Annotated in this window: 24 protein-coding genes; 9 read left to right on the plus strand and 15 right to left on the minus strand. The window is 59.5% G+C overall.

The annotated features are described in order from the left end of the window. Nucleotides 1-4: 4 nt before the first annotated feature. The 9 genes from Q0U90_RS00900 to arfB form a co-directional block, all read right to left on the minus strand. Nucleotides 5-1,498: a hypothetical protein gene (locus Q0U90_RS00900; RefSeq protein WP_083296848.1), complete on the minus strand. Its 1,494-nt coding sequence runs from the start codon at nt 1,496-1,498 to the stop codon at nt 5-7. Between the two features lie 31 nt (nt 1,499-1,529). Continuing rightward, a complete protein-coding gene (locus tag Q0U90_RS00905; protein WP_070653449.1) occupies nt 1,530-2,528 on the minus strand; it encodes an ornithine cyclodeaminase in 999 nt (332 codons plus the stop codon). A gap of 164 nt (nt 2,529-2,692) precedes the next feature. Continuing rightward, nucleotides 2,693-3,445 (minus strand): ATP-binding cassette domain-containing protein, encoded by a 753-nt coding sequence (locus Q0U90_RS00910; RefSeq protein WP_016422021.1) that lies wholly within the window; start codon nt 3,443-3,445, stop codon nt 2,693-2,695. Next, complete coding sequence (locus Q0U90_RS00915; protein ID WP_016422020.1) at nt 3,442-4,392, minus strand: ABC transporter ATP-binding protein; 951 nt, start codon at nt 4,390-4,392, stop codon at nt 3,442-3,444. Before Q0U90_RS00915 ends, Q0U90_RS00910 begins: the two co-directional genes overlap by 4 nt. After that, on the minus strand, nt 4,389-5,216 hold the full coding sequence (locus tag Q0U90_RS00920; protein ID WP_016422019.1) for an ABC transporter permease: 828 nt from the start codon (nt 5,214-5,216) through the stop codon (nt 4,389-4,391). The genes Q0U90_RS00915 and Q0U90_RS00920 overlap by 4 nt, the downstream gene beginning before the upstream one ends. Continuing rightward, on the minus strand, nt 5,209-6,156 hold the full coding sequence (locus Q0U90_RS00925; protein WP_016422018.1) for an ABC transporter permease: 948 nt from the start codon (nt 6,154-6,156) through the stop codon (nt 5,209-5,211). Before Q0U90_RS00925 ends, Q0U90_RS00920 begins: the two co-directional genes overlap by 8 nt. A 126-nt stretch (nt 6,157-6,282) precedes the next feature. Next, nucleotides 6,283-7,935 carry an ABC transporter substrate-binding protein gene (locus Q0U90_RS00930; RefSeq protein WP_297450261.1) on the minus strand — a complete coding sequence of 551 codons (1,653 nt, stop codon included), beginning with the start codon at nt 7,933-7,935 and terminating at the stop codon, nt 6,283-6,285. 221 nt (nt 7,936-8,156) lie between these two features. After that, nucleotides 8,157-9,083 carry a pyridoxal kinase PdxY gene (pdxY, locus tag Q0U90_RS00935; protein ID WP_242458701.1) on the minus strand — a complete coding sequence of 309 codons (927 nt, stop codon included), beginning with the start codon at nt 9,081-9,083 and terminating at the stop codon, nt 8,157-8,159. Nucleotides 9,084-9,123: 40 nt separating this feature from the next. After that, on the minus strand, nt 9,124-9,567 hold the full coding sequence (gene arfB, locus Q0U90_RS00940; RefSeq protein WP_070858377.1) for an alternative ribosome rescue aminoacyl-tRNA hydrolase ArfB: 444 nt from the start codon (nt 9,565-9,567) through the stop codon (nt 9,124-9,126). A gap of 196 nt (nt 9,568-9,763) precedes the next feature. On the opposite strand from arfB, the gene Q0U90_RS00945 reads away from it, so the two are divergent. From Q0U90_RS00945 to Q0U90_RS00965, 5 genes are all read left to right on the plus strand, one after another. Continuing rightward, nucleotides 9,764-10,444 carry an alpha-ketoglutarate-dependent dioxygenase AlkB gene (locus Q0U90_RS00945; RefSeq protein WP_297450273.1) on the plus strand — a complete coding sequence of 227 codons (681 nt, stop codon included), beginning with the start codon at nt 9,764-9,766 and terminating at the stop codon, nt 10,442-10,444. Nucleotides 10,445-10,477: 33 nt separating this feature from the next. Then, on the plus strand, nt 10,478-11,731 hold the full coding sequence (locus tag Q0U90_RS00950; RefSeq protein ID WP_297450275.1) for a histidine kinase: 1,254 nt from the start codon (nt 10,478-10,480) through the stop codon (nt 11,729-11,731). Between the two features lie 52 nt (nt 11,732-11,783). Next, nucleotides 11,784-12,491, plus strand: coding sequence for a response regulator transcription factor (locus Q0U90_RS00955; protein ID WP_297450278.1), 708 nt, complete (start codon nt 11,784-11,786; stop codon nt 12,489-12,491). A gap of 116 nt (nt 12,492-12,607) precedes the next feature. After that, complete coding sequence (locus Q0U90_RS00960; RefSeq protein WP_297450280.1) at nt 12,608-13,363, plus strand: ATP-binding cassette domain-containing protein; 756 nt, start codon at nt 12,608-12,610, stop codon at nt 13,361-13,363. Then, the gene (locus Q0U90_RS00965; protein ID WP_297450284.1) at nt 13,360-14,793 is read left to right on the plus strand and encodes a hypothetical protein; all 1,434 of its coding nucleotides are present in this window, start codon (nt 13,360-13,362) and stop codon (nt 14,791-14,793) included. The genes Q0U90_RS00960 and Q0U90_RS00965 overlap by 4 nt, the downstream gene beginning before the upstream one ends. A gap of 22 nt (nt 14,794-14,815) precedes the next feature. On the opposite strand, the gene Q0U90_RS00970 is transcribed toward Q0U90_RS00965, so the two are convergent. Together Q0U90_RS00970 and msrA are read right to left on the minus strand one after the other, a co-directional pair. Further along, entirely contained in the window at nt 14,816-15,997 is a 1,182-nt protein-coding gene (locus tag Q0U90_RS00970; RefSeq protein ID WP_297450287.1) for a hypothetical protein, read from the minus strand. Nucleotides 15,998-16,096: 99 nt separating this feature from the next. Continuing rightward, the gene (gene msrA, locus Q0U90_RS00975) at nt 16,097-16,753 is read right to left on the minus strand and encodes a peptide-methionine (S)-S-oxide reductase MsrA (RefSeq protein WP_297450289.1); all 657 of its coding nucleotides are present in this window, start codon (nt 16,751-16,753) and stop codon (nt 16,097-16,099) included. Nucleotides 16,754-16,855: 102 nt separating this feature from the next. Between msrA and menE the strand changes: the two genes are divergently transcribed. The 3 genes from menE to Q0U90_RS00990 are packed head-to-tail and all read left to right on the plus strand — an operon-like array spanning nt 16,856 to nt 20,160. Further along, complete coding sequence (gene menE, locus Q0U90_RS00980) at nt 16,856-18,016, plus strand: o-succinylbenzoate--CoA ligase (protein WP_297450291.1); 1,161 nt, start codon at nt 16,856-16,858, stop codon at nt 18,014-18,016. Nucleotides 18,017-18,072: 56 nt separating this feature from the next. Beyond that, the gene (locus Q0U90_RS00985; RefSeq protein WP_297450294.1) at nt 18,073-18,969 is read left to right on the plus strand and encodes a 1,4-dihydroxy-2-naphthoate polyprenyltransferase; all 897 of its coding nucleotides are present in this window, start codon (nt 18,073-18,075) and stop codon (nt 18,967-18,969) included. A gap of 9 nt (nt 18,970-18,978) precedes the next feature. After that, nucleotides 18,979-20,160 (plus strand): alpha/beta hydrolase, encoded by a 1,182-nt coding sequence (locus Q0U90_RS00990; protein WP_297450297.1) that lies wholly within the window; start codon nt 18,979-18,981, stop codon nt 20,158-20,160. A gap of 17 nt (nt 20,161-20,177) precedes the next feature. Here the strand turns inward: Q0U90_RS00990 and Q0U90_RS00995 are convergent, their stop codons facing one another. Further along, entirely contained in the window at nt 20,178-20,585 is a 408-nt protein-coding gene (locus Q0U90_RS00995; protein WP_297450300.1) for a DUF4229 domain-containing protein, read from the minus strand. Nucleotides 20,586-20,761: 176 nt separating this feature from the next. Here Q0U90_RS00995 and Q0U90_RS01000 point away from each other — a divergent pair, with 176 nt between their 5' ends. Beyond that, a complete protein-coding gene (locus Q0U90_RS01000) occupies nt 20,762-21,028 on the plus strand; it encodes a hypothetical protein (protein ID WP_297450303.1) in 267 nt (88 codons plus the stop codon). Here Q0U90_RS01000 and rfbA read toward each other — a convergent pair. The 3 genes from rfbA to rfbB form a co-directional block, all read right to left on the minus strand. Further along, nucleotides 21,025-21,900 carry a glucose-1-phosphate thymidylyltransferase RfbA gene (rfbA, locus tag Q0U90_RS01005; RefSeq protein WP_297450306.1) on the minus strand — a complete coding sequence of 292 codons (876 nt, stop codon included), beginning with the start codon at nt 21,898-21,900 and terminating at the stop codon, nt 21,025-21,027. The two genes, Q0U90_RS01000 and rfbA, sit on opposite strands and share 4 nt — an antisense overlap. Nucleotides 21,901-21,920: 20 nt before the next feature. Next, nucleotides 21,921-22,610, minus strand: a complete 690-nt coding sequence (locus tag Q0U90_RS01010; RefSeq protein ID WP_297450309.1) for a dTDP-4-dehydrorhamnose 3,5-epimerase family protein — start codon at nt 22,608-22,610, stop codon at nt 21,921-21,923. A gap of 591 nt (nt 22,611-23,201) precedes the next feature. Continuing rightward, on the minus strand, nt 23,202-24,194 hold the full coding sequence (gene rfbB / locus Q0U90_RS01015) for a dTDP-glucose 4,6-dehydratase (RefSeq protein ID WP_297450312.1): 993 nt from the start codon (nt 24,192-24,194) through the stop codon (nt 23,202-23,204). Nucleotides 24,195-24,202: the final 8 nt, after the last annotated feature.

Consider the following 24,202-nt stretch of genomic DNA (forward strand, 5'->3'; position numbering starts at 1 on the left):
ACATTTAAACCAATTCCCGATATAAAGGCCTATCTATTTTCGGCAAGCTTCCCTGACCTTCCCAAACAAACCGCATGGGCAGACGAATTTGATGAAATTCGCTTTCATTTTTATCCATCTGATAACCAGCCGTATTGTGATAAATAACCAAATCCCCAACTCTCGGAATTCGATTCATTTGGACCTTTCGCCAGGTGAGCATGTCATATTCCATACAGCTACTTCCGCCAACACAGACACCAACCGAGCGCGATAGACAATTACTGCCGCCGCTAGGCCTGCCCATGTAATTGGCGACATCATCTGAGCAGGGATTCTCCCATAACGTCATGTCAGGCATGTATTCACTGCCTTTCCATTGCTCAGAAAGACTCATACTTAAACCCGCAACAGTAATAATTATGTAGTTGTCTCTCCATTTCACACCCTGAATTGGAAAAACGCTCAATCCACAACCATCTAACGCCGCTCGGCCTGGTTCAATGGCCAACTGAAATCGCCCATTTTTTAGCCGTTCCGCAAGCGAAGCGCTAGTTCTATCAATCCTCTCAACTGAAGGCGAATTAGCTAATCCCGAAAGAATTTCATCTAACATTTCAGGGCCATCATTGCCCTGCCCGCCATACGGATAAAGCCCTTCTGGAATTCGACCAGCATGAAAATAGTCTCGCTTATCCGGTGAATCAATAACTTTTTCCCGAAACATTTCCCACTGGGATGGCTCACAATACTGAACCGAAAATCCTCCACCTATGTCCAGCATCTCTGCCGTCCATCCTTTAATTCGAAGAATTTCCATAAAATCCAAAGCTTTATGTGCTTGGCGGTTACGCTGAGCGGGACTGTATCCGTTCAAATGGAAGGTCACGCCCCTACAGTCAATCCCATTACTAGATTGTTCTCGCAGGACCTCAAGCTCTCGAAGCCACTGTGCCATGGAGGTGCCGAAGCGAGTCTCAGGCTGTTCTTCAGGCAGTAACCTAATCAACACCGGAGCATCAACGACTCCAAGATCCTTAGCCAGCGAATTAATTCGGAATAGTTCGCTCGGAGAATCTACTGCAATTAGAACTCTCTGCTTGAGAGCAAGAGTCAAAAGCGATTGCGATTTTTCCGCACCCGTAACAACTAAGTCGGCAGCACACACACCAGCGCCTAAAGCGCCGGTGAGCTCCTCCCCGCTCGCAACATCTACGCGATGACCCTCTTCGGCGACTGCGGGGATCCAGCACGCAGACTTATTTGCTTTGTGAGCGAAGTAGATATGCGAGTCGACTCCGTGACGCTCGCAAACAGCAGCAAAAGCATTCAAATTCTGGCGAAAGACCTGAGTATTTAGAACATGAAAAGGCCCTGCCGCTAGTGTGGCTAAACGAGTTAGTTCCGAGACGCCGTCACTTGGAATTGACAGTAAATCTTTCGCCCAGTCACGTTGTTTCGGGACCAGTGTCGAGGTCTTGGGCACAGAGAGTGTAGAAGCAAAAATTTTATCGTTCACTTTTCATTTCCCGTAGTGCCGACAGCGAGCGTTACGACCATAGCGACACCTCCGTACCTCGCCCAGCAGAAAATGCACGAACCGCAAGTTCCTGAGCAACTGGAATATCCGTAATAATCATTCCCGTCGAGAATGCAAAAACTCGGTCAGTTTCATTCGTGCGCCCTGGGGCCTTTCGCGCGAGAATATCGGGTAGTGTTGCATCCAATTCCACTTCTTTGCCCTGGAGCAATCGCTGCCCAACTAGCTCGAACTGTCCGGCACTAGTAGCAATTACCCTGTCTGCAGCAGCAACAGCACCATCCGCAATTCCCTTGGAAGCAACAGAAATTAGCAGCCCACCTTCGGGAATCCATTCAGTTTGAATCGATGGGTGCCAGGCACGACCGGAAGCAACTACGGTGATATCGCTGCTTTGAACTGCCTTCATAACAGAAGCATCATCGCGTTCAACTAGTTCGATATTCCGCTCGGGAAACCAGTGATTAAGCGACTTCCGGCTTTTTTCTAATCCTCCCGGATGAGTTCCATGCAGCTGTAGTTTTTCGAGGCTCGGCACTGCTGTGACCAAGTAGGAAAGTGTGTTAACTGACTGAATCCCAGTGCCAAAAACAGTCACAGTCTTCGCATCAGCGCGTGCACATTCTCGCGCAATCAATGCTGTCGTAGCGGGAGTTCGCGAGGCTCCAACTTTTTGGCAGTCCATTAGCGCGTATGGCATGCCGCTTTCATCGTCGTAGAGACTAATGGTGGTGTAGTACTTATCTGGGTTGTCGCTTCCGTGGCGATAAGAGGTCTTGTATCCAACGAGATCACGGTTGGCATCAAAACCGAGCATCGAAAAAGCAATCGAGTCCCGGCTCTCAACCGGTAAGTCAATCATCATTTTTGTCGGGCACTGCGAGGAACCTTCCGCGAATGCCAAGTATCCATCTTCTACTGCACGGATAACCAGCGAAGGTTCGAGTTCGATATCTTCCAAGTCCGATCGGGTCAAAAGTCGAAGCTTTGGAGTTTTTGAATCAATCAATAGAAGTCCTTCAAGCAAGTAACGATTGATAGCCAACCATTCAACCAACAAAAGGAGAGCCTACACTACCTGTCATAGGTATGGCTACCCTAATTCCTAAATTCTATCGGCGATCACAGGCAGTGAAGGTTCAATGACTCCAAGCTGGGCGCTAAGCAATATCGCTACTCTAAGGCGACGACGCCGTCGCACACGGCGGCGAGAAGCCTGTGTTCATGGCTAATCATGAGAACACCGCCGCCAGATACGGCGAAATCCCGGATGACCTCGACGATTGCCGCGGAGTTGGCGGCGTCGAGCATGGCGGTCATCTCGTCGCAGATGAGGTAGCGTGGACCGGCGGCCAGGGTGCGAGCGACTGCGGCACGCTGGAGCTGCCCGTCTGAGACCTGGCTAGGGAAGCGATCGAGAAGGTCCGGAGTCAGCCCAACGTTTCGGATGAGCTCGTCGATGTCCACACTTTTCCCGGTTCGCTGACCATCCCGCCGCCCTTGCCGCCCCTGTCGTGCGGCTGAGCGAATGGTGCGCCCCAAAGTCATCCGCGGGTCGCAGGACCTTCGGGGAGACTGAAACACCATCCCAATCTGGCCACGAACCCGCTGCCCGGCGCGGCTGCGCACAGCGCCGACCGGCACCCCGTCGCAGAAGCACTGCCCTAAATCGGGCACTTCCAGGCCTGCGAGGATACGGCCGAGCGTGGACTTGCCAGCCCCCGAAGGCCCACGAAGCCCGACGATCTGCCCTGGATCAACCCTGATGGAAACGTCCGATAAAACGACTCTCGCAGAGCCGTCCTTGGCGCCGAATGACTTCGACACGTTCTCGGCGACCAGCGCTTTGCCACTCGCCTGCGCGTCACAGCTCACCGAAGCCTGCTCACTCACCAACGCCTTACTCACCACAGCCTCCTCGTTCATTTCCCCGCCTCCTCGAGCCTGCGCGCGTAGCAATAGTCCTCGTCCAGGTTCGTCAAGCTCGGCACCACGCCGGGCATCGGCCGCATGCCGTTTTCGGGCAGCGCTGCGAGCAGGTCGCGCATGTATTCGCTGGCTGGGGCCTCAATCACCTGTTTTGCCGGTCCCGTCTCCTCAAGGCGCGATGCGTACATCACTGCAACTCGGTCGGCGATGCCGCTATCGCGCAGCTCGGAAATGTCGTGCGTAATTAGCATGACTCCCACACCACTGTCGGCGATTTGGCGAAGCATGCGCAGCAGGGCCATGGTCAGGTCGGGGTCGAGGGAGGCCGTCGGCTCGTCAGCAATCACCAGAGCAGGGTCGCCAGCCAGGGCGAATGCCACTGCTGCGCGCTGCGCCATACCCCCGGAAAGTTCGTGGGGATACAGCGCCGCGACCTCCGCATCCAGGCTGACTCGCCGCAGCATCTCCTCCACCGTGTGGTTGCGCCCCAGAACGGAAATTGTTTCTTTTAGCTGTGCCCCGACCGTGCGCACCGGTGTCAAAAACGTCGCCGCCGACTGCGGTACTAGCGCGATTTGCCGCCCCGCCAGCTCCTCGTCAGTGCGAGCAAGGCCCGCGCCGGTACGTCGCCGCGCCAGAATTTCGATGGGCTCGGCGTTCCTCTCCGCTTCTGCACCACTGTCAGCTGCCCCTTCGCGCGGATAGAAACGCACCTGCCCCTCTACTCTCGCGTGCGGCGGCAGCATGCCAACCACCGCCGAGGCAATAATCGACTTTCCGCAGCCCGACTCACCCACAACCGCGACGACCTCTCCCCTACCCACAGTCAGGGACACGCCCGTCGCGGCATGCACCACGTCACCACCGCGCAGGGGAATCCGCACTGTCAGTCTCTCAATGTCCAGCAGCTTCTCTCGCTTGCCGACGCCCTCCCGAGCACTCACACCAGCACCTCCTGTCCGGTCACCCGCTCCTTCAAATGCGTGCCGACGGCCGCAATACACAACGTTGTGGCGACGAGGAAAAACGAGGGAAACACCAAAATCCACCAATGGCCGAGAAGCAGGGCGCCCTCGGCGTCGGCAAGCAGAGTCCCGAGAGACGGCTTGTGCGGCGGCAGGCCCACCCCAAGGAAAGACAGCGTCGACTCGTGCCAGATTGCGTGCGGGATCAGCAAGATAAGGCCGACCAAGGACTGCCCCAGTGCCGCCGGAACAACGTGCCGAGCTAGCACGCGTGCGCGGCTCATTCCGGACAGGAGCGCGGCCTCGACGAACTCGGCGCCCCGCAGATGCAGCACGGACGCACGGACCGTTCGGGTGATGGTCACCCAGTGCGTCAGTACCAGGGAGATGATGATTGCGGGGACCGAGCCTCGGAAAAGGCTGACGATGAGCAGCCCCAGTAGCAGGTGCGGCAGCGCGTTGGTGACGTCGGCGCTGCGCATAATGACGCGGTCGACGCGCCCGCCGAGCATGCCTGCGGTAACGCCGAGGACGATACCGACGATCGCCGAGCACACTGCCGTGACCAGTGCAATGAAAAGGGAAATGCGCATTCCCGCAGCAACTCGAACGAAAACGTCGTGCCCCTTCGAATCGGTACCGAAGAAGTGCTCAGGCCCCGGGGCGACACCGGAATTGGCGAAGTCGGTGAGCACCAGGTCGGAGTCGTGAAACAGCGGAGTTAAAAAGGCGTAGGCAGCGATGAGGACCAGGCACGCCACGGCCACGACCGGGGCGACCGGCCTCTTTGTCGTTTTAAGCATCTGCATCCACCCGTGGGTCGAGGACGACGAAGGCGACGTCGGCAAGCAGATTTCCGAGCAGGACGATAGCCGTCGTCGCGATAGTGAGAATGCTCAGCAGCGGAAAGTCCAAGCTCTGAGCCGATTTGACCAGCGCGGTTCCGAGCCCAGGCCACGCGAAGACCGCCTCCACCAGTGTCGATCCGACGACCAGCTCAGACAGTCGCGCGCCGATGAGCGCGAGGAAAGGCGGCACTGCGGTCGGCAGGATATGGGAGAAAATAATCGTTCGGCGCGGAATGCCGCGGACCTGCGCTCCGGTGACCGCGCCGGAGTCCATGACCTCGACGATGGACTCACGCAACGACAGCACCAGCCACGGCACCTGCGTAATCGCAAGAACGACAGCTGGCAGCGTAAGGTGCGCCACCGTAGAGGAGAAAGTCACGGGCTCGCCCGGGTAGGTCAGGCCTCCGGTGGGAAATAGCTTCCAGGCCAACGCAAAAAGGCCGAGGCCGCCGAGTGCAACGACGAAGGGCGGGGTCGCCTGAATCACCGTCGAGATCGACAGGACTAGCCGGTCTAGCACTCCCCCGCGCCGCACCGCAGCCCACAGTGCCAGAACGAATGACAGCGCGATAGCTCCGGCAAGTCCGCAGGCGCCGAGCAGCATCGTCCACGGCAGACGCTCGGCGAGCACCTGCGTCACCGGCTGTGAGTAGGACCTCGAAATGCCAAGGTCGCCCACCGCCAGGCCCTGCAGCCACACCAACCACGACTCCCACCAGGGCCTATCCAGCCCCAACTGGTGAGAAATCGAGACTCTCTGCGCTTCGGTCAGGTTGCCCGCCTGACCTTTGAGATACGCATCCAAAGGGTCGAAGGGGCTCACCGCCGCCAGCGCGAACACTGCTGCCGTCACCGCCACAACGATGGGAACGGCTACCAGCACTCGCCTCACGACGATTCCTGCGACCTGCCGTTTCCGGCTCTTGAAACGGGGTTGATGCTCAGAGGGGTGTAGACGCGGGTGTGAGTGCGGGCGCGAGCGAGGGTGAGGACGTGGGTGTGGCTCGGCTTCTGTCATTTACTTGTGCCATGCCCCCAGGTTGAACCACGGGCCGAAGTTCAGGCCGTGGGCATGGGGCTCAAGGATGGCATCCGGGTGCGTGTAGCCACGGTCGCGCTCGACATAGACATGGTCAACGTAGACCAGCTGCAGCATGGCGGGCTTTTCGGCGTAGAGCTTCTGAATCTTACGGTAGAGCTCGTCTCGCTTGGCCTGGTCCGCTTCGACGCGCGCCTGGTCGAGCAGCTTGTCAATCTCCGGGTTGACGTAGTCGGAGCCGTTATCCCACTTGGCACCGGCACCCGGCTCAGCGTACTTGGAGTGCAAGATTGAGTAGATCTGGCCGTCGACGGAGTACGGGGTACCGCCTCCTCCCAGCATGACCGGGGTCTTGGCGTAGTCCTCGCGGGTGACAGACTTGGAATCACGGGCGACCGGATTGACCTCAATGCCGACCTTCTTCAGGTCGGAGGCTGCGGCCAACGTCAGGTCAGTGCGGGCGTGATCGCGGTTCGGGAAGTAGATGACATCGAATGCGGCGCGCTGGCCGTCCTTCACGCGGATTCCGTCCGAGCCCTTCTTCCACCCAGCGTCGTCGAGAAGCTTCTCGGCTTTCGCGGTGTCGTGCTTGATCTCGGCGGTCGGGTCGTAGGCGTCGCCGTAGAAGTCCGCGAGGAAGGTGGAGTTCGGCTTCGCGTGGCCCTTCATCACGTCTTTCGCCATGGCCTCACGGTTGACAGCCAGGTTGACCGCATTGCGGATTGCCTGGTCACCGGTGACCGGGTTGCCCGCTGGAAGGGTGATTCCGCGCCAGTCCGCCGAATGCGCCGACTCGACCTTGAATCCCTCCTGGCCTTCAAATTCCTGCGCCAACGCCGGCTCCATAATGGTTCCGTCGCCCTCGCCGCCGCGCAGCTGCTGAGCACGGGAGTTTTCGTCCTGATTGACTCGGTAAATGACTTTCTTCAGCTCAGGGGCCCCGCCGTGATAATCCTCGCGGGCCGTGAAGATGGCCTCGTCGGCACGCAAAGATTCGAGCTTGAACGGGCCAGTTCCCACGGGCTTGGTATTGAGATCTGAGTCCTCGGCGGGCTTCAAATCATCGAAGTTGAAGGCCTCCGACGGGGCGATGCCGTTGAGGAGCTGGTGATCGAATTCCGCGTACGGGATATTCAGCTCGAAGACGACCTTGTCTCCGTCGGCGTGCACCTCATCGAGCATTTCCCAGTTCGGAGCCTCAGAGGAGGCCGAGCGCTCGTCGAGGATGGCCTTGTAGGTCGCCACGACGTCCTCCGGCCCGAAGGTAGTCCCGTCGGAGAAGGTGATTCCGTCCTTGATTGGAACGGTCCACGTTTTGTTGCCATTGCTCGGCTCGGCGGGGCCGGAGGCTAGCAGAGGCTCAAAGTCGACGGGCTTCGTGGAGGTGTCACCCGACACCGGCTTGAGCCGGAAAAGGCCCTCGTAGACCGGGGAATCGCCGGACCTGCTGTAACCAGCAACCGGGTTGTATCCGCCGGTTTCGTTGTTATCCAGCAGGACCAGGGTCTGCTCGGTGCTGGCGCCGGAGGCGGACTTATCATCGGGGTTCGAACAGGCGGTCAACCCGAGGCCACAAATCGCAAGTGCAGAGACCGAGACAGCCAGGGTTCGCCCCGTGCGGGTAGAAAACATTTACTCCCCTTTATTGAAGGATAGGCACAACTAAGTAGTAACCGTTTTCATTATCTACTCATTGGAAACTTTATTTCAATGGTTCAAAATCTTTTCTTCTTGTTGCGCAAATGTTTAGAACCCAGGTAAAAGGCAGAAAAATCCCGAAGACCTGGTACGACGATGGCGGCAACACATAAGTGCTGCCGCCATCGACTCCCCCCATATTCGCTTATAAAGCGCTACGCTACCTTCGTAACCTCAAAACGCTGCTCCGGGTGGACGTAGGCCTCCTGCGCACGAACGAGCTCCAGCTCGCCAGAGCCGGACTCGTGCGTGACCTTTAGCAGCTCAAAGATGCTGGCCGCGGTGTTGCCCAACGCGACCGACAGGTCACCGTCAATACCGCGACCGCGCAGCAGGTTGCCCGCAAACAGCGCAGCCGTGACATCGCCGGAGCCGTTGCGCTTTAGCGGCAAGTATGGCGTCGCCACCAGCCATGCGCCCGAGCCGTTGACGGCGAGCATCTCAATCTCACCCTCCTTGCGCTCCGGACGCAGCACGCTGGTGACCAGCACAGCCTCCGGGCCCATCTCACGAGCAGCATGGGCTGCCGCAATGGTGGACTCCAGGTCGTTGACCTCGCGGCCCGTCAGGTATCCCAGCTCAAACTGGTTCGGCGTAATCACGTCTGCCACCGGCACAACCTTGTCGCGCAGCAGCGGCGGAATGTCATCCGAGACGTGGCAGCCGCTCTTGGCATTTCCCATCACCGGGTCACACGAGTAAATGGCCTTCGGGTTGCGCTGCTTGGCCATCGCCACGGCCTCGATGATGACATCCGCAATATCGCTACCGCCCTGGTAACCGGAGATAATCGCATCGACGTCGTCAAGCTTGCCCAGCTCATCGATACCCTTGATAACCTCGCGCACATCCGTGGCCGGAATCATCGGGCCGCGCCACTGGCCGTAGCCGGTGTGGTTGGAGAAATCGACGGTGTGGACCGGCCACACTTCAAAACCTGCGCGCTGCAGCGGGAAAACGGCAGCGGAGTTACCCACATGGCCGTAGCTCACATGCGACTGGATGGACAGGATCGAGGGCACGCGGTTGAACTCCGCGACGGCTTCAGCTGCCTTTTCGGTAGGGACCTGATTTTCGTTCATTCCTCTATATTGCAACGGATGCACGAAAATCCCATATCCCCTAGTAGGCGCTGGGGCGACGTCGGCTGGCTTTGAGCTCGGAGCGGCGTTGCTTCTGCGCTTTACGACGCGCAATCGAGGCCCGACTCGGCCGAGTCCTCCGGCGCCTCGGAGGCGGTGGCTGCACGGCTTCCCGAATGAGATTCGCCAAGCGACGCCGGGCTTCCGCGCGGTTGCGCACTTGGGAGCGCTGCGTGGTGACGGACACGGTGAGTGTCGTGCCGTCGAGTCGGTGGCTGAGATTCTGGAGAGCGCGGCGGCGGTAGACGTCGGAAAGCACGCTGAGCTCGGCGATATCGACCGATAGCTGCACCTTGGAATCCGTGGTGTTAACGCCCTGACCGCCCGGCCCTCCGGAGCGCGCGAAGCGTTCGGTGAGCTCCGCCGCGGGGATGACGAGGCCCTTTGGGATGCCGGGACCTGGTGGGATGTTCAGGGGTTTCATGGTGGCCAGTGTAATCGTGCCTCTTTATCGCTGGTCGCGACGGCAACGCATCCGCAGAACTTCATCGAGCGCCAGCGCCACTTCTACTCAGTATCGGCAGCGGACTTTATTCTGCGCTACCTGGGCAAGATTGGTCCGCAGTTCCTGTCCCGCCCGGTTAACGCAATCATCGCGGGTTAAGAGGCAAACTAGACCTATGCTCTTCGATCAACTCCCGCGCGACGATGCCCGCATCACGCCGGGAGTTGTTCATCTTCCGGGGTGGCTTCCATTGGAGCGGCAGGCGGGCATCATCACGCAACTCCGCGACATCGCCCGCGACGTTGCCGGCACTCCCCTGGCCATGACTCGCCCGCAGCTCAAAAGTGGTCAGATGCAGGTCTTCATGCTGCATCTCGGCCGCATGTGGGCCACAAATCCGTACCGCTACGTCACGCACGTCGGCGGCGTTCGCGTCCCGCCTGTGCCTGACAATCTGCTACAGCTCGCCACCGAAGCACTTCGTGCCGCCGCGCTTTACGACGAATCCCTCAGCCAGTGGCCCGCCACTTTTCGGCCCGACATGGCGTTGGTCAACTACTACCCACCCGGGGCCACCATGGGGATGCACCAGGATCGCAACGAAAACTCCCCTGCCCCAATTGTGTCGCTCTCTATCGGCGACGAGGCCCTGTTCCGCATTGGCGGGACTGAAAACCGCAACAAGCCCTGGGATGACGTGACTCTCGCCAGCGGGGATGTGATCGTGTTTGGTGGCCCCAAGCGGCTTGCGTTTCACGGTGTGCCCAAGACTCGTCCGGGCACTCTGCCGGAGAGGTGCGGGCTTAAAGAGGGCCGCATCAACATCACGTTTCGGCAAGTGGAAAACTCACACTAAACCGCGCAAGCCACCGACCGCTAGCCTAGACACATGCAGCGCACCGCTTCCTCCATGCACGCACAGTCTGCCACCACGCAGACTCCTGCCCCACTCGACTGGCGCAGCCGGGTGCGTTTCTTTGTCGGCCCGTTCCCAGCTGCCGACCTCGCTATTGCGGCTACCTTCCTGCTGTGCTGCTGGGTGAGCATGACACCGCTACTTACTTATGGCCCGAGCTTCACTTATGTCACCAATGTGGTTCTGTCCGCGATGATTGCCGGAGCCGCAGCGTTTCGTCGTAAAGCAGTGCGCGCATCGTTTGTGGTTACGTACAGTGCCCTAGCGGGCCTCGCCTTGCTAGTGTGGCTATCCCCGGTGAACCTTGGGCTAGACCCTATTATTGTTTCCGCCCCACTATCGTTATGGGCTGTGACCAGGTGGGAACAGAATCGCACCTGGGGCATAGTTGGGCTCTTTTTAGGGTTGATTGGCAGTTTCCTCAACCCAGCGGTTCCAGCCTTCGGTTTTACTCCGGAACGGCTGTTGGTCTTCGGTCTGCCCGCGGTGCTCATCACGGCGAGCGCGTACGCAGTGCCGCTGTGGCTCCGAATCAACGCCGAGGAACATGCCGCGGAGTTGGAGAACGTCGTGGCGCTCAACAAGCTGGAGTTGTCCAGGGAGCTTCACGACGTCGTGGGGCACGGACTCACCTCTATTAAGGTTCAGTCCCAAACCGCGCTGTACCTGGCGGAGATGAATGACTCACGAGCGGAACGCGCTGCTGAAAAGACCACGCTGGAAGGTATTGCCGAGACCGCAGAACAATCGTTGCGAGATGTGCATGCGCTTGTCGATGCACTACGTGATGGCGGCGAGATTAGCGCTGACCCGAATGATATTCCCCGTCTGGTTGCGGCTACCTGTCCGCCGGGGCGCGATGTATCGGTGACTCTGCCGGAGTCTTACGAGGCGCTGGCGGATTGGTCGCTTGCGAAGCGTTTGACTTTGGTGCGGGCCGTTGCGGAGTTGGCTGCGAATATGGCTAAGCACTCATCGGGTGCTGGTCAGTTCACGTTGACGATTGAATCGCCTACTGAGTCGCCTATTGCCCCATCTGCCGATGCCGATATCAGCCCGGCGCGGGTTCATCTGATGACCGTAAACCGGGCTGAGAGCGAAACTTTGGACCCCAGGAAGCGAGCTGGTGCTGGCCTGATTGGTCTGGATGAACGCGTGGCGCAGCTCGGTGGCGAGATGACTTATGGTGAAAGCGACGGCATGTTCCGCGTCAGCATTCAGCTATAAGTGCTTTGGCCAAAGCAGGTCTAACTATTGACACTGCATAGAAAGACGAGCAATGGGTGTAATTCGAGTTTTGGTCGCTGAAGATCAAGCGCTGATTCGGCAGTCTTTTGCGCAGCTTATTGATGCCCACCCGCAGATGAAAGTCATTGGTGCCGTGAGCGATGGTGCTGAGGCTGTACGTCTTGCCTCCGGCGCGGATGTGGTAGTCATGGACATTCGCATGCCTGTGATGGACGGTATCGAGGCCACGCGGCAGATTGTGCGAGGGGAATCGTCCGGAGGCGCGACTCACGCATCCGCTACGAAAGTCCTGGTACTGACCACTTTCCGCGAAGAAAACCTGGTGCTCGGAGCTTTAGAGGCTGGTGCCGCAGGCTTTTTACTCAAAGACTCCGATCCCCGCGAGCTACTTTCAGCCATCATGCGCATCCACCGCGGTGAAGGAGTCATCGATCCGAAGGTGACGCCAATGGTGTTGCGACACGTTTCACCGCGTACAACCCTTTTCGAGCAGCCAGCAAGCGCATCCTCGGCCAGTGGCTCTAGCTCAGATGCCATCCATTCAGCGCTTCAGTTCACACCCCGCGAACAGGAGATTTTGGACCTCGTCTGCCAGGGGCTTTCCAATGATGAGATCGCTCGCAGGTTGGTGGTCGCCACGACGACCGTGAAAACCCATGTGAAAGCCCTGTTGACCAAGACGGGCTCACGCAGTCGTGTGGATCTTGTCATTTGGGCTGCGAAAAACGGGCTGCTGTAGCTTCTCCTCGCTGGTGCCACCACCCTCGCTAGCGCCTCCTCCCTAGGGAGGATATTTCCGCCAACTCATCCTTAAGGAGGGCGCGAACCGAACCGGCCATGCCTACTACTTAAGGCATGAACGCACCAATCCCTACTTCAGGCCCTACCTCAGGCCATTCCGCAGATGCCGCCGCTGCCCTTCTTCAGCTGCGCGGCATCACTGTCTCCTACGGCAAGAACGAACCGGTCCTGAACGGTCTCGACATGAGCGTCCGTGCCGGCGAGGTCTACGGACTATTGGGACTCAACGGCGCAGGTAAATCCACGTTGATGAGCACGGCGCTTGGGCTAATTCCCTACTCCGGTGAAATCAGCATCGCGGGACACCCGTGGTCAATTGAAGACCTGGACCGCATCGGCGCCTCCATCAATGGCCCGGCGTTCTACCCACAACTCTCGGCCACCGACAACCTCAAAGTGCACGCACACCTGACAGGCACGGACAAGAGCCGTATCGCCGACGTCCTCGACTTGGTCGGGCTTCATGCTGGTAACAAGCGTGCCCAAGCTTTCTCAACGGGCATGAAGGTTCGTCTCTCGCTGGCGATGGCTCTGCTCACCGACCCCGATATTGTGCTTCTCGACGAACCCACTAACGGCCTCGATCCCGAAGCTATCGTGGGCCTGCGCACCTTGTTGCGAAATCTCGCCGATAGCGGCAAAGCGGTTGTGGTGTCTTCGCATCAGCTCGGTGAGGTCGAAAAGAGTGTTGACCACCTGGGAGTTCTTGCTGGTGGCCGGCTAGTCTACGAAGGCCCGCTGACTGGCTTTGCGGCTGCTGGTCAATCCCTCGAGCAGGCTTTCTTCACCGCAGTAGGTGTTGACCGATGAGCGCTCAACCGCACACTCGCACTCTTAACACGCGCGCTGTCCATACCCGCCACTACTTCCGTGCCGAGCTACTGCGGGCAAAGTGGTCGCTCACCATGTTTCTGCCCGTCATCATGGTGGCAATCGCTTTGGTCAGTATGGTCTTTTCTACAGGTGTTGACGCCACCCCCATGGCAAGCGCCCACATCTATTCGCTGATTCTGCTTCCTCCGCTAGCGACGATTACGGCCGTCATTGGCCAAAACCGTGAAGAAAAGCTCCGCCACGGCGGCCTAATCTGGCGCAATATTTCGAGCACTCGGGTGCTCCTTGCGCGCACCGCTACTGTCATTGCCTCCGCGGCCCTCGGTCACGCCTTGATGGCTGCGCTCCTTGCGAGAAGCATGACCAACGCATTGCAATTCACGCTCTTTAGCACGTTGTCATTCTTCGTGTTCTGGACATTCGGTCTTGCCCTATGGCACCTCATACCCCGCTCAGCTCTCTTCCTCGCCCCACTCACAGCCATCGCTTGGGCCATCGCAGGAACACTGGATGCCATGAGCCCAAACTGGCTACTTCGCCCGTGGACCTGGGCCATTCGTCCGACACTGCCCATCCACGGCGTGCAGGCCAATTCCATCACGGCTCCCGCAAACAGCGAGATCTGGAACATCGCCATCCTGCCACCAGCTCTGCTGCACTTGCTCCTCGGACTGGGCTTCTTTGCCATCGCATTGCTGGCACACGGAAAGACCCTCAGCTTGCCGACGGGCCGGGAGCGCAGCGCTTCGTCGTTAAGCCATGGCATGAGCGCGACCTTGCCCTGGCGCACCTGGTGGAGCCTCGCAGCGCTAATGCTTGCCGGCCTTTCAGTCGTGCGTGTGGTGTGGTCCCCGGATTATGCGCTGGGGCTACTGAGTTTCGTCTGCGTGCCGACGGCCGCAACCGTGGTCGCCATCATGACGTGGACCTCGCAAGCTGATGCCTGGCCAGCGCTGATGTATCGGCGGGCGCGACGGAGCATTACACTTCGCTTGTTTGCCTTGGATATGGCATTTCTCGCGCCAGTGCTCGTGATTGCGGTAATCATCAGTAGCGCAGGCGACGAGACCAATAGCCAGACCGGCACTAACCCCTGGCCGTATCAGGCAATCGTTGCACCTCTTGTGGCCGCAATGATTGTGGCAGTGACCGGCTTAATCGCGCGTCGAAGCGTGGCGGCTGCAATTTTTGGCTCGGTCGCGCTCGGCGGTTGGGCGGTGATGGTTGGCGGTGATGTCCTCAGTGCCTCACCACTGTGGTGGACCTCAGAATGGGGATGGACCTGGGTGGTCCGTGATTACCCCGAGCGGTGGCCGGTGATGGTTCTCGTGTCTGTCATTGTGATTGTGGCGTTCGTGGCCTGGGCGCGGGCAACGTCGCTGAAAGCCATCCGCGCCCGGAGCTGACAGCGGCGCTGAGAACCGCCACCTACTCCTCGATAGCCTCGCGTACCTCTTCGACGCTGAGGTTGGAGTCTTCGATTTCCTCGCGAGCTTCCTTCTTCCGACCACGGCGAACAAGGCGGAAGATGCGCTTACGACGAGAAGTCTCTTCACTGATGCGCTCACGACCGCGCAGCCAGGCAATGAGCATGACGGTAATGAGCAGCAACCCGATGTAGCCCAAGATCGGGTAGACCCAACCAATCAAGTTCTGGAAGCCCATAAAGCTCAAGGCGAAACCGAGCAGGACCAGAGCGACGTAGACAATCTTGAACTTCTCGGGGTGATTAGCGGTGACGCGGCGTCCCAGTGCGTAAAACATGCCAAGCGCCGTGTTGAAGATCATGCCGAGGATAACCACAGCCATGGCTTGCCCCAGCCACGGGTGCAGGCGGTTGATGACGGTGAGCATCGGCACGGCATCGGTAGCGACGGTACCAACGGTGTGGAACAGCGTGATGGTGGTAATCAGCAGCATTGCGGAGTACACCAAACCGCCAACGAAACCACCGGCTCCTGCCGCGCGAGGGTTGAACAGGCTACCGCCAATAACAATCGCCATGGAGACCGCAACCATCAGGTTAAAGCCGACATAGTTCACTGCGGCGACAACCCAGTTCGGCAGGGTCGTCGGTACTTCGGCAATGGCGGCAGCCTGCTCGGCGGCTGGGGTGGCATCGGTAAACACCAGAGTATAAATACTGGCCAGCAGGATAAAGCCGACGATGAACGGCGTGATGGAACCAATCACGGTGGTCACGCGGTCGACATCGAGGAAACCGGCTCCAATGGTCACCAGCACCATAATCACGGCACCAATCCACACGGGGATGCCCCACTGCTGCTCCATGTTGGCACCTGCACCGGCGAACATGACGAACCCGGTGGCGAAGAGCGTGATAATCACGCCGATGTCCAGTACGCGCGAAAAGATGGGATGCGATACGCGTCGGAAAACTTCGCCGTGCTCGGAGGCCTGGAAGTAGCTTCCCAGCTGCAGAATGATCATCGCCATCAGGCTCATGATTACCGCTGAGAGAACGGCACCCCAGACACCATTGATGCCAAAGGCGACGAAGTATTGCATGATTTCCTGACCTGTTGCAAAACCAGCGCCGACAACTACGCCGACGAAGGCAAATGCAACGCGCAGTACTTGCTTCACCACAAAGGTTCACTCCTATTCGACTATCGGATTGATATAACCACCTTACTTTTCTCAGTGAGTTTTCCTAATCGTGGCTAACCGTTCTAAGAAGTTTCGCCTTTAAATCCCGCAGGCCACGCCGGTCGAATGCACCGGGCAGTAGCCGTTCGGATTCTTAAACAGGTACTGCTGGTGTTCGTCCTCGGCTCGGTAGTACTCCCCTGCCGGAGTCTCCGACAGGGGCTTAATCTCCGTGGTGATGGGGCCCAGGCCAGCGTCGGCAAGCTTCGGTGCGTACGCATCGGCGATCTCCTGTGCCCGGCGCGCCTGCTCGGGCGTCGTCGTGTAGATCGCGGAACGGTATTGCGTGCCGACGTCATTGCCCTGACGGTAACCCTGCGTGGGGTCATGGGCCTCGAACGCCTTCGCGACCAGCTGATCAAAACTGATCTGCTCCGGGTCGTAGACGATCTCCACAATCTCGGTATGGTTGGTCCGGCCGGTGCAGGACTCGCGGTAGGTGGGATTCGGTGTCACGCCACCGGCGAACCCAACCGACGTGCTGAGCACACCCGGCGTTTCCCAAAACAGCTTTTCGGCACCCCAGTAGCAGCCAATACCGATGTAGACGACTTCCTGGCCGTCCTGCCACGGGCCGGTAATCGGCGTGCCGAGCACCGCATGCGGCTTCGGATTCTCCAATACCGGGTGCGAGCCGCCCTTGAGCGCCTCATCTTCCGGCACAAGCTCCGCTGACCTACCAAAAATCCAACCCATCTTCGACGCCTTTCTATCTACGACTTCCTATGGTCTGCGCAACGCGCCCAGGGCTCGGATTGTTCCGACCTCCTCACCAGAAACTACGGAGTAACACCGGCTATGGTTTGGGTTGTGCGTACGCTCAGCCTGCTTTCCGTCAATCCTCACAACCCGACCGCCATCCTGCACGACCTCCGCGCGGCGCTGGACGGCGAGGTCTCGCTGCTTCCCGTTCCGCTTCACGACGGCACGCGCGCCTCAATCTTGCGGAACTCGCAACGCGCAGGTGAGCCGATTGATGAATCCATCGCACTTGTTGTCGGCACCTCTGGTTCCACCGGCACACCGAAGGGTGCGCAGCTGACAGTGGATAACTTGGTCTCCTCTGCAACCGCTACACATCAGTGGCTCGGCGGTGAAGGACAGTGGCTACTGGCGATGCCGGCCTACCATATCGCTGGCCTGCAGGTTCTCATCCGTTCGCTGCTCGCGGGCACGGCCCCGGTCTGCGTGGATGTGACAGACGGTTTTGATGTAGCCGCATTCGCCGACGGCGCCGAGGCCCTCACAGGTGCCGGTGCCAGCGACCGCGCCTACACTTCGCTAGCTCCTATGCAGCTGGCCAAGGCCATGGAAGAACCCTTTGGTGCGGCCGCCTTGCGCCGTTTTGACGCCGTCCTCGTCGGCGGCGCGGCCTTGAACCCACAGGTCGCAGCACGCGCCAAAGAGCTCGGCATTAACGTCGTGACCACTTATGGTTCCTCCGAGACTGCCGGCGGCTGCGTCTATGACGGGCAGCCCATCGAGGGTGCACAGGTCGCCATCGAAAATGGGCGCGTTTGGCTGGGCGGACCGATGATTGCACACGGTTATCGCAACGCGCCCGGTCACGAGGCTTTCCATAAACCAGGTTGGTTCGCCACCTCCGATGCGGGCGAGATCCGCGATGGCCGACTCGTCATCACGGGACGATTGGACACCATCATCGACTCCGGCGGGCTGAAACTGCACCCCGAAGTCCTCGAGCGTGAACTGCTTGCCATCGACGGCGTTACGGGCGCATGCGTGGTCGGCGTTCCGCACCCACGGCTCGGTCACGCCATTGTCGCAGCGTATGAAGGCACCGCTGAGCTCGGCGATATCATGGACGGGCTCGGCGATGCCGAAGATGCCGGGCGAATCAATCACTGGATGATTCCCAAGGACCTACGACGCGTGGAGGCTCTGCCGCTGATTGGGCCGGGCAAGGTTGACCGGAAGAAGGTCGCGGCGCTCTTTTAGCTCACTCGGACCCGCATTAGTTCAAGGCATTTGGTGTCACGTCCTATTATTAATTCATGTCTGAAGCACCAAAGAGTCCTGCAACGGCGTCGTTAAGCGATTGGCTAGAAGGCGCGCGCCCCCATACCTGGGCGAATGCGTTTGCGCCGGTCATCGTCGGTGTCGGAGCGGCATCGACGCACGCGCCGATTATCTGGGGACGTGCGGTGCTCGCGCTGGTTGTCGCGTGGGCGCTGATTGTGGGCGTGAACTTCGCCAACGATTACTCCGATGGCATCCGCGGTACTGACGATGACCGCTCGGGCCCGCTACGCCTGACTGGTTCTGGGCTCGTGGAGCCGAAGGTCGTGAAGTACGCGGCGTTCGGTTCCTTTGGTGTCGCAGGTCTTGCCGGTGTGGCGCTGTCACTGATGAGCGCGTGGTGGCTGATTCTGGTCGGCGCGCTGTGCATCGCGGCTGCGTGGTTCTATACCGGCGGCAAGAATCCCTACGGTTATCGAGGGCTTGGCGAGGTATCGGTTTTCGTCTTCTTCGGTCTCGTCGCGGTGCTCGGCACGGAGTTCACGCAGACCGGCTCGCTGTCCTGGGTGGGCCTGGCATGCGCAATTGGTATCGGTTCGGTGTCTTCTGCCGTGAACCTGGCAAACAACCTGCGCGACATCCCCACCGACGCCGCCACCGGCAAGATCACCCTGGCGGTTCGCCTGGGCGACTTCCGCACCCGCATCGTCTGGCAGATCCTCTCCATCATGCCCGCCCTGGCCAGCATCTTTATCGCTTTCTGGCATCCGTGGGCGTTGGTGGGTCTGCTCATCGTGCCGCTGTGGGTGAAGGCCTCCGAGCCAATCCGCATGCATAGGAAGGGCAAGGCGCTCATCCCGGTCCTGGGCCTTACCGGCAAGATGATGCTCGTCTGGTCCGTCATCACGGCGCTGGCACTCGCTCTCAGCTAAGGGGTGCCGATGGACTTCCGTACACTGACTCACAAGGCGCTTGACGACGTCCAGGAGGCCGCAACCCGAGTTGGCGACACAGCAGCCAAGGCCCCGGCCTTCGTCCGCAGCACTGCTCTGCGTTTGACCAGCTCGGGGCGTCGGCGACTGGCGCTGGAGCACGGCGCGCTGCATTCGCAGACTCGTACACCGGGTCTGACTGATCTCACAGCCACCGGTGTGGTGCACATCAAAACCGCACCAGTCACCGCCGAGGTTGCGGCCAAAGATGATGAGCGGAAGGCCAGCGACAAGCCGGATGCTGTCACCACCGATATTCCGGTGCACTGGTATGAAGTTGAGCCTGAGAGTCCCCCTAGTGCTCCCGCCAACGACCCCGTGACCATCGTCTTTATCCACGGCTTCACCCTGGCTGGCGAGTCCTGGTACCGGCAGTTCAACGCACTGCGGAAGTCCCACCCGGAAGCGCGTCTGTTGACCATGGACCTGCGCGGCCACGGCCAGACCGGCGCGGTTCCGGCTTCACTCTGCACGGTCGAAGGTGCTGCGACCGATGCGTTGGCCGTGATTGCGGAACGTGCCGCGACCGGAAAACTCATCGTGGTTGGGCATTCGCTGGGTGGCTTGATTGCACTGCACATGGTGCGGGCTGCCGAGGAAAGCATTCGCCGTCGGATAGCGGGCGTGGTGTTGATTTCCACGTCCATCGACAAACTGGCCGCCCAGGGTGTGCCGCAGATTCTCGCCTCCCCGGTCGCGGATGCGGCGCGCAATGCGATTGAGTCCTCACCGAAGGAGATTCGTAAGTTCCGCGAGGCAATCGCGGCATTGATGGCGCCGTCGTTGGCGGTGGCGGTGTTCGCCCGGCGCACGGATTACGAGATCATCGAATTCCACGCAGCCATGATTAATGAGACTCCGCTGGAAACTTTCGTAGGCTATCTGGATGACCTGCAGGATCACGACGAGTTCGCGGCCGGACCTTACTTGGAGGGCTTACCGGGAGCGGTACTGGTGGGCACGAAGGACGATGTCACTCCCCGCGAACAAGCAGACCTGATTATGGAAAAGTGGCCGAACGCCGAACTGGTGGAAGTCGACGGTGCCGGCCACATGCTGCCGCTGGAAGCGCCGGACGCGGTGAACCGGGCAATCGAGCGGGTGCTGGAGAAGGCGCAGGAAAGCAGCTAGAGCCTAGTGCTGGTGCGCTAGTTTTCCTCGCGGTCCTTAATCTGCTGCGCAATGTATTCCTTGTGCGCGCGGCGGTTCTCCGACCACACGGCAACCGATTCATTGGCCTGGACGCGCAGCTTCGGGAACACAAACACCGACAGTGGCATCGCAATAATCAGCGCAAACACAGCCGTAATTGCGGCCGGAATCTGCACGTTAACGAGGTAGATAATTACGAGCAGAATGAAGAACAGGACCAGGAACAGCAGCAGACGAGCAAGGCCGTACCAGAACAGCCCCTTCATAGCATTGCCTCGACCAGCATTTTTGGCCGCCGGAGCTGCCGGAGCCGCTGGTGCCGAGGCCGGAGCTGAGGTCGGAGTCGAAGCCGACTCCACTTCAGCCTCAGAAGCCAACTTGTCCTGCTCTGCTGGATTGGTCATTAAACCCTCACCTCTACGTGTTACGCCTGTGCTGTGCCCGACGTTGTTCGTGTCCAACGTTCCTTTGTACCCTAACGAACGCTGTATGCCGTACCGCCTGCGTTGCGATACCCCTCGTGGGCACTACGGGACTCGTTGCGTATTCTAGTCGGTAAATCCAGGAGGTTAGCTATTACATGGGTCGGCTCATTCTGCTGCTGTTCATCATCCTTGTCGTAGTCATGCTGTGGAAGGCATTTGGCCCCGGCAGTCGCGGCAACGGCATGCGGCGTATTTCTGCTCCGCAACCGGAGCCCCGTCCGCTCGCTCCTGACGATGATCCGGAGTTCCTCTGGAAGCTCAAGAAGGCCGAATTCGATCGCCGCAAGCGTGAGCAGGAGCTACAGGAGCGGCGCGAACGCGAGCAGCGCGACAACCCCGACAACCCCGGCGAAACCGACTAAACGTCCTTGCCGCGCAGCAACAACTGCTGCAGATACTCGCCGTAGCCGCTGGCGCTGAGGGCGTCGGCACGCGCGCTGAGCGCTGCATCGTCAATGAATCCCATACGCCACGCCACCTCTTCCGGCGAGCCAATCTTTAGCCCCTGGCGCTGCTCAATCGTGCGCACGAAATCACCCGCGGCCATCAGGTTGTCCACCGTGCCCGTGTCCAGCCAGGCCGTTCCGCGCGGCAGCACCTCTACCTGCAATTTTCCGCGCTCCAAGTAGGCACGGTTCACATCCGTGATTTCCAATTCACCGCGTGACGACGGCCGCAGCGAGCGAGCTATCTCGACAACCTCGGCGTCATAAAAGTACAAACCCGGCACCGCGAAGTGGCTGCGCGGTTTCTTCGGCTTCTCCTGAATCGCCACGGCCTTGCCGTCTTGGTCGAAGTCCACGACTCCGTAGGCGGTCGGATCTGCGACCCAGTAGGCGAAGATTGCTCCGCCATCGACGTCATGGAAGCGACGCAGCTGCGTGCCCAGGCCGGCGCCGTAGAAGATGTTGTCACCGAGGATGAGCGCAACGGAGTCATCGCCGATGTGATCCGCGCCGATGATGAACGCTTCTGCGAGACCACGGGGCTCATCTTGGGTGGCAAAGGTGAGGTTGAGGCCCCACTGCGAGCCGTCGCCAAGCAAGCGCTCGAACTGCGGGGCATCATGTGGCGTGGTGATGACGAGGATGTCCCTGATTCCCGCGAGCATCAGCGTGCTCAGCGGGTAATAAATCATCGGCTTGTCATAGACCGGCACCAGCTGCTTGCTTATTCCCAAGGTGATTGGAAACAGCCGAGAGCCCGTGCCACCTGCGAGGATGATGCCCTTCATAGTGCTCGCGCCTTTCTGCCTTACTTCCCGGCCGCTTCGTTGGCAATCGCCCACTCGTCGCGAGCCATGTTTTCGAGGTCCTTGCAGTCAAACTCACTGGGGAGCTTATTGCCCTCGGCCTCGAACTGCTCGATCGTCGGGGCCTTCTGATCGCGCTCGGAGAGAATCATGTCCGCTTCGGTGAGACCACCCTTGGCCAGCAACGCAGCCAAGTCGATTCCCAGCGTCGGGTCCTGGATGCTAACAGCGCGTTCTGCCTCCGGGTTGTAACCGGTGGAAGTGAGGTAGGTGAGCACGGAGTCGTCGGCAAGCGAGACGAAACCATGACCGATGCCGTTGGGCAGATAGACCACTCGGCGCGTCGTGCTGTCGAGCTCGAAGACCTCAACCTTGCCGAATGTGTCGGAGCCGCGACGCAGGTCAACCGCAATGTCGAGGATGTGGCCTACGGGGCACGTAACCAGCTTCGCCTGGCCGGGGTGACCATCTGGCGCGGTGCTGACATCAGCGAAGTGGAGACCGCGGACAACGCCCGCCGCGGAGACACTCATGTTGGCCTGCTCTGGGAAGAACGGGTAGCCCGTGGCCTCGGCAAATGCGTCGAGGCGATACCACTCGTGGAAACTACCTCGGCTGTCGCCGTGGATGACCGGCTCGAAGGTGAAAACGCCATCGATAGAAGTGGGCTGGAATGTGCTCTTAGGGCTCATGGGTAACAAGTGTAGACGCGAGGAACGGGTTCGGGCTGGTGGTAGGTTGGGTGTGGGCTGGGTGTGGGCTGGGTAGTCGCCAAGACGAAATTAGCGTTTAACGGCATTCATGCGGGGGTTGTTGCCCTAGGGTCTCGATTTGTGTGTCCTTTTAAGTGAATCCACACTTCTTGACCTGGGAGTTTCTAATCTGAAGCCCACACAAATCGAGACCTTAGGGAAAATGGCCCGAATTTGAGGCTTATTTGTTAATCCTGAATACGAAAACAACGTTTAACGGCATTCACAAGGGGTGTTTTGACGCAGACTCGCATGTTTGGTGGGCTTCAGATTAGAAACTCCCAGGTCAGATTCACCCAAAAGCCCGAAAATGCCACCAAACATGCGAGTCTGGGTATTTTGGGCCTGTTTTGAGCCCTTTACCTGGTGCGCATGGGAACTATATTGCAGGCGTGGCTGAAGTGACGCATGGGGCGCACCAAGCAACCGGGGTGCACCAGGTAACCGGGGTGCACCAGGTAACCGGGGTGCTGGCTAGGCAGAGCCCAACCAACCCAACCAACCCAACCACCCCAACCAACCCAATCAGAACTACAACTCCTGCTCGCGCTCAGCGTAGCCAGCCTCAGCGGCATCGTAGGCCACGGCCCACCAGGACTCGTTGGCGCGATACCAGTCGATGGTCTCGGCGAGGCCTGCGGAAAAGTTGTGGTAGCGCGGCTGCCAACCGAGGGTTCGGATGGATGCAGGATCAATCGCATAACGACGGTCATGCCCCGGGCGGTCAGTGACATGAACGAAGTCCGACCGCGCATGACCAAAGCCCTCCAGGATGTCACCGACCACATCGAGGTTGGAACGCTCGCCATCGGCACCAATCAGGTAGGTCTCCCCCACCACTCCTGCATCCAGGATTGCCCAGACCGCATCATTGTGGTCATCGACGTGAATCCAGTCCCGAACATTCTCGCCGGTGCCGTACACGCGAGGGCTGCGCCCACGCAGCAAGCCACAGATCTGCCGAGGAATCAGCTTCTCCGGATGCTGCCGCGGCCCGTAGTTGTTCGAGCAGTTACTAATCGTCGCAGCCAACCCGAAGCTACGCACCCAGGCCCGGACAAAATGATCCGCTGAAGCCTTGGAGGCCGAGTAGGGGCTGGAGGGTTTGTACGCGGTGGCCGTCGTAAAGCGTGCTGGGTCGTCGAGAGCGAGATCGCCAAAAACTTCGTCTGTAGAGATGTGGTGGAGGCGAACATCGTGGGTGGCGCAGGCCTTCGCCAGATTCACGGTGCCCAGCACATTGGTGGTGACGAAGGGATCGGCATCCACCAGCGAGTTGTCGTTGTGGCTCTCTGCGGCGAAGTGGACGACGGCATCGAAGCGGGGAACGAGGCGATTGATCAGCTCTGCGTCACGAACATCGCCGCGAATAATCTCGCAGTCCGCGCCGTCCAAGCTCGCGGGGTTGGCGGCATAGGTGAAAGCGTCCAGCACCGTGACATTCGCATCCGGCCGTGTAGCCAGTGTACGGAGAACGAAGTTGGAACCAATAAAGCCGGCACCACCGGTGACGAGAACGCGCATGGAAGCGA

The organism is uncultured Corynebacterium sp. (genome assembly GCF_946998835.1).
Taxonomy (GTDB): domain Bacteria; phylum Actinomycetota; class Actinomycetes; order Mycobacteriales; family Mycobacteriaceae; genus Corynebacterium.

Excerpts from the sequence above, each read along its gene's own strand:
- Q0U90_RS00930 (WP_297450261.1), bottom strand. The coding sequence starts at position 7,935 with ATGTTTTCTACCCGCACGGGGCGAACCCTGGCTGTCTCGGTCTCTGCA.
- Q0U90_RS00920 (WP_016422019.1), bottom strand. The coding sequence starts at position 5,216 with ATGCTTAAAACGACAAAGAGGCCGGTCGCCCCGGTCGTGGCCGTGGCG.
- rfbA (WP_297450306.1), bottom strand. The coding sequence starts at position 21,900 with ATGAAGGGCATCATCCTCGCAGGTGGCACGGGCTCTCGGCTGTTTCCA.
- Q0U90_RS00945 (WP_297450273.1), top strand. The coding sequence starts at position 9,764 with ATGCTCTTCGATCAACTCCCGCGCGACGATGCCCGCATCACGCCGGGA.
- Q0U90_RS01010 (WP_297450309.1), bottom strand. The coding sequence starts at position 22,610 with ATGAGCCCTAAGAGCACATTCCAGCCCACTTCTATCGATGGCGTTTTC.
- pdxY (WP_242458701.1), bottom strand. The coding sequence starts at position 9,083 with ATGAACGAAAATCAGGTCCCTACCGAAAAGGCAGCTGAAGCCGTCGCG.
- msrA (WP_297450289.1), bottom strand. The coding sequence starts at position 16,753 with ATGGGTTGGATTTTTGGTAGGTCAGCGGAGCTTGTGCCGGAAGATGAG.
- Q0U90_RS00955 (WP_297450278.1), top strand. The coding sequence starts at position 11,784 with ATGGGTGTAATTCGAGTTTTGGTCGCTGAAGATCAAGCGCTGATTCGG.
- menE (WP_297450291.1), top strand. The coding sequence starts at position 16,856 with ATGGTTTGGGTTGTGCGTACGCTCAGCCTGCTTTCCGTCAATCCTCAC.
- Q0U90_RS00960 (WP_297450280.1), top strand. The coding sequence starts at position 12,608 with ATGAACGCACCAATCCCTACTTCAGGCCCTACCTCAGGCCATTCCGCA.
- rfbB (WP_297450312.1), bottom strand. The coding sequence starts at position 24,194 with ATGCGCGTTCTCGTCACCGGTGGTGCCGGCTTTATTGGTTCCAACTTC.
- Q0U90_RS00985 (WP_297450294.1), top strand. The coding sequence starts at position 18,073 with ATGTCTGAAGCACCAAAGAGTCCTGCAACGGCGTCGTTAAGCGATTGG.
- Q0U90_RS00965 (WP_297450284.1), top strand. The coding sequence starts at position 13,360 with ATGAGCGCTCAACCGCACACTCGCACTCTTAACACGCGCGCTGTCCAT.
- Q0U90_RS00990 (WP_297450297.1), top strand. The coding sequence starts at position 18,979 with ATGGACTTCCGTACACTGACTCACAAGGCGCTTGACGACGTCCAGGAG.
- Q0U90_RS00995 (WP_297450300.1), bottom strand. The coding sequence starts at position 20,585 with ATGACCAATCCAGCAGAGCAGGACAAGTTGGCTTCTGAGGCTGAAGTG.
- Q0U90_RS00950 (WP_297450275.1), top strand. The coding sequence starts at position 10,478 with ATGCAGCGCACCGCTTCCTCCATGCACGCACAGTCTGCCACCACGCAG.
- Q0U90_RS00910 (WP_016422021.1), bottom strand. The coding sequence starts at position 3,445 with ATGAACGAGGAGGCTGTGGTGAGTAAGGCGTTGGTGAGTGAGCAGGCT.
- arfB (WP_070858377.1), bottom strand. The coding sequence starts at position 9,567 with ATGAAACCCCTGAACATCCCACCAGGTCCCGGCATCCCAAAGGGCCTC.
- Q0U90_RS01000 (WP_297450303.1), top strand. The coding sequence starts at position 20,762 with ATGGGTCGGCTCATTCTGCTGCTGTTCATCATCCTTGTCGTAGTCATG.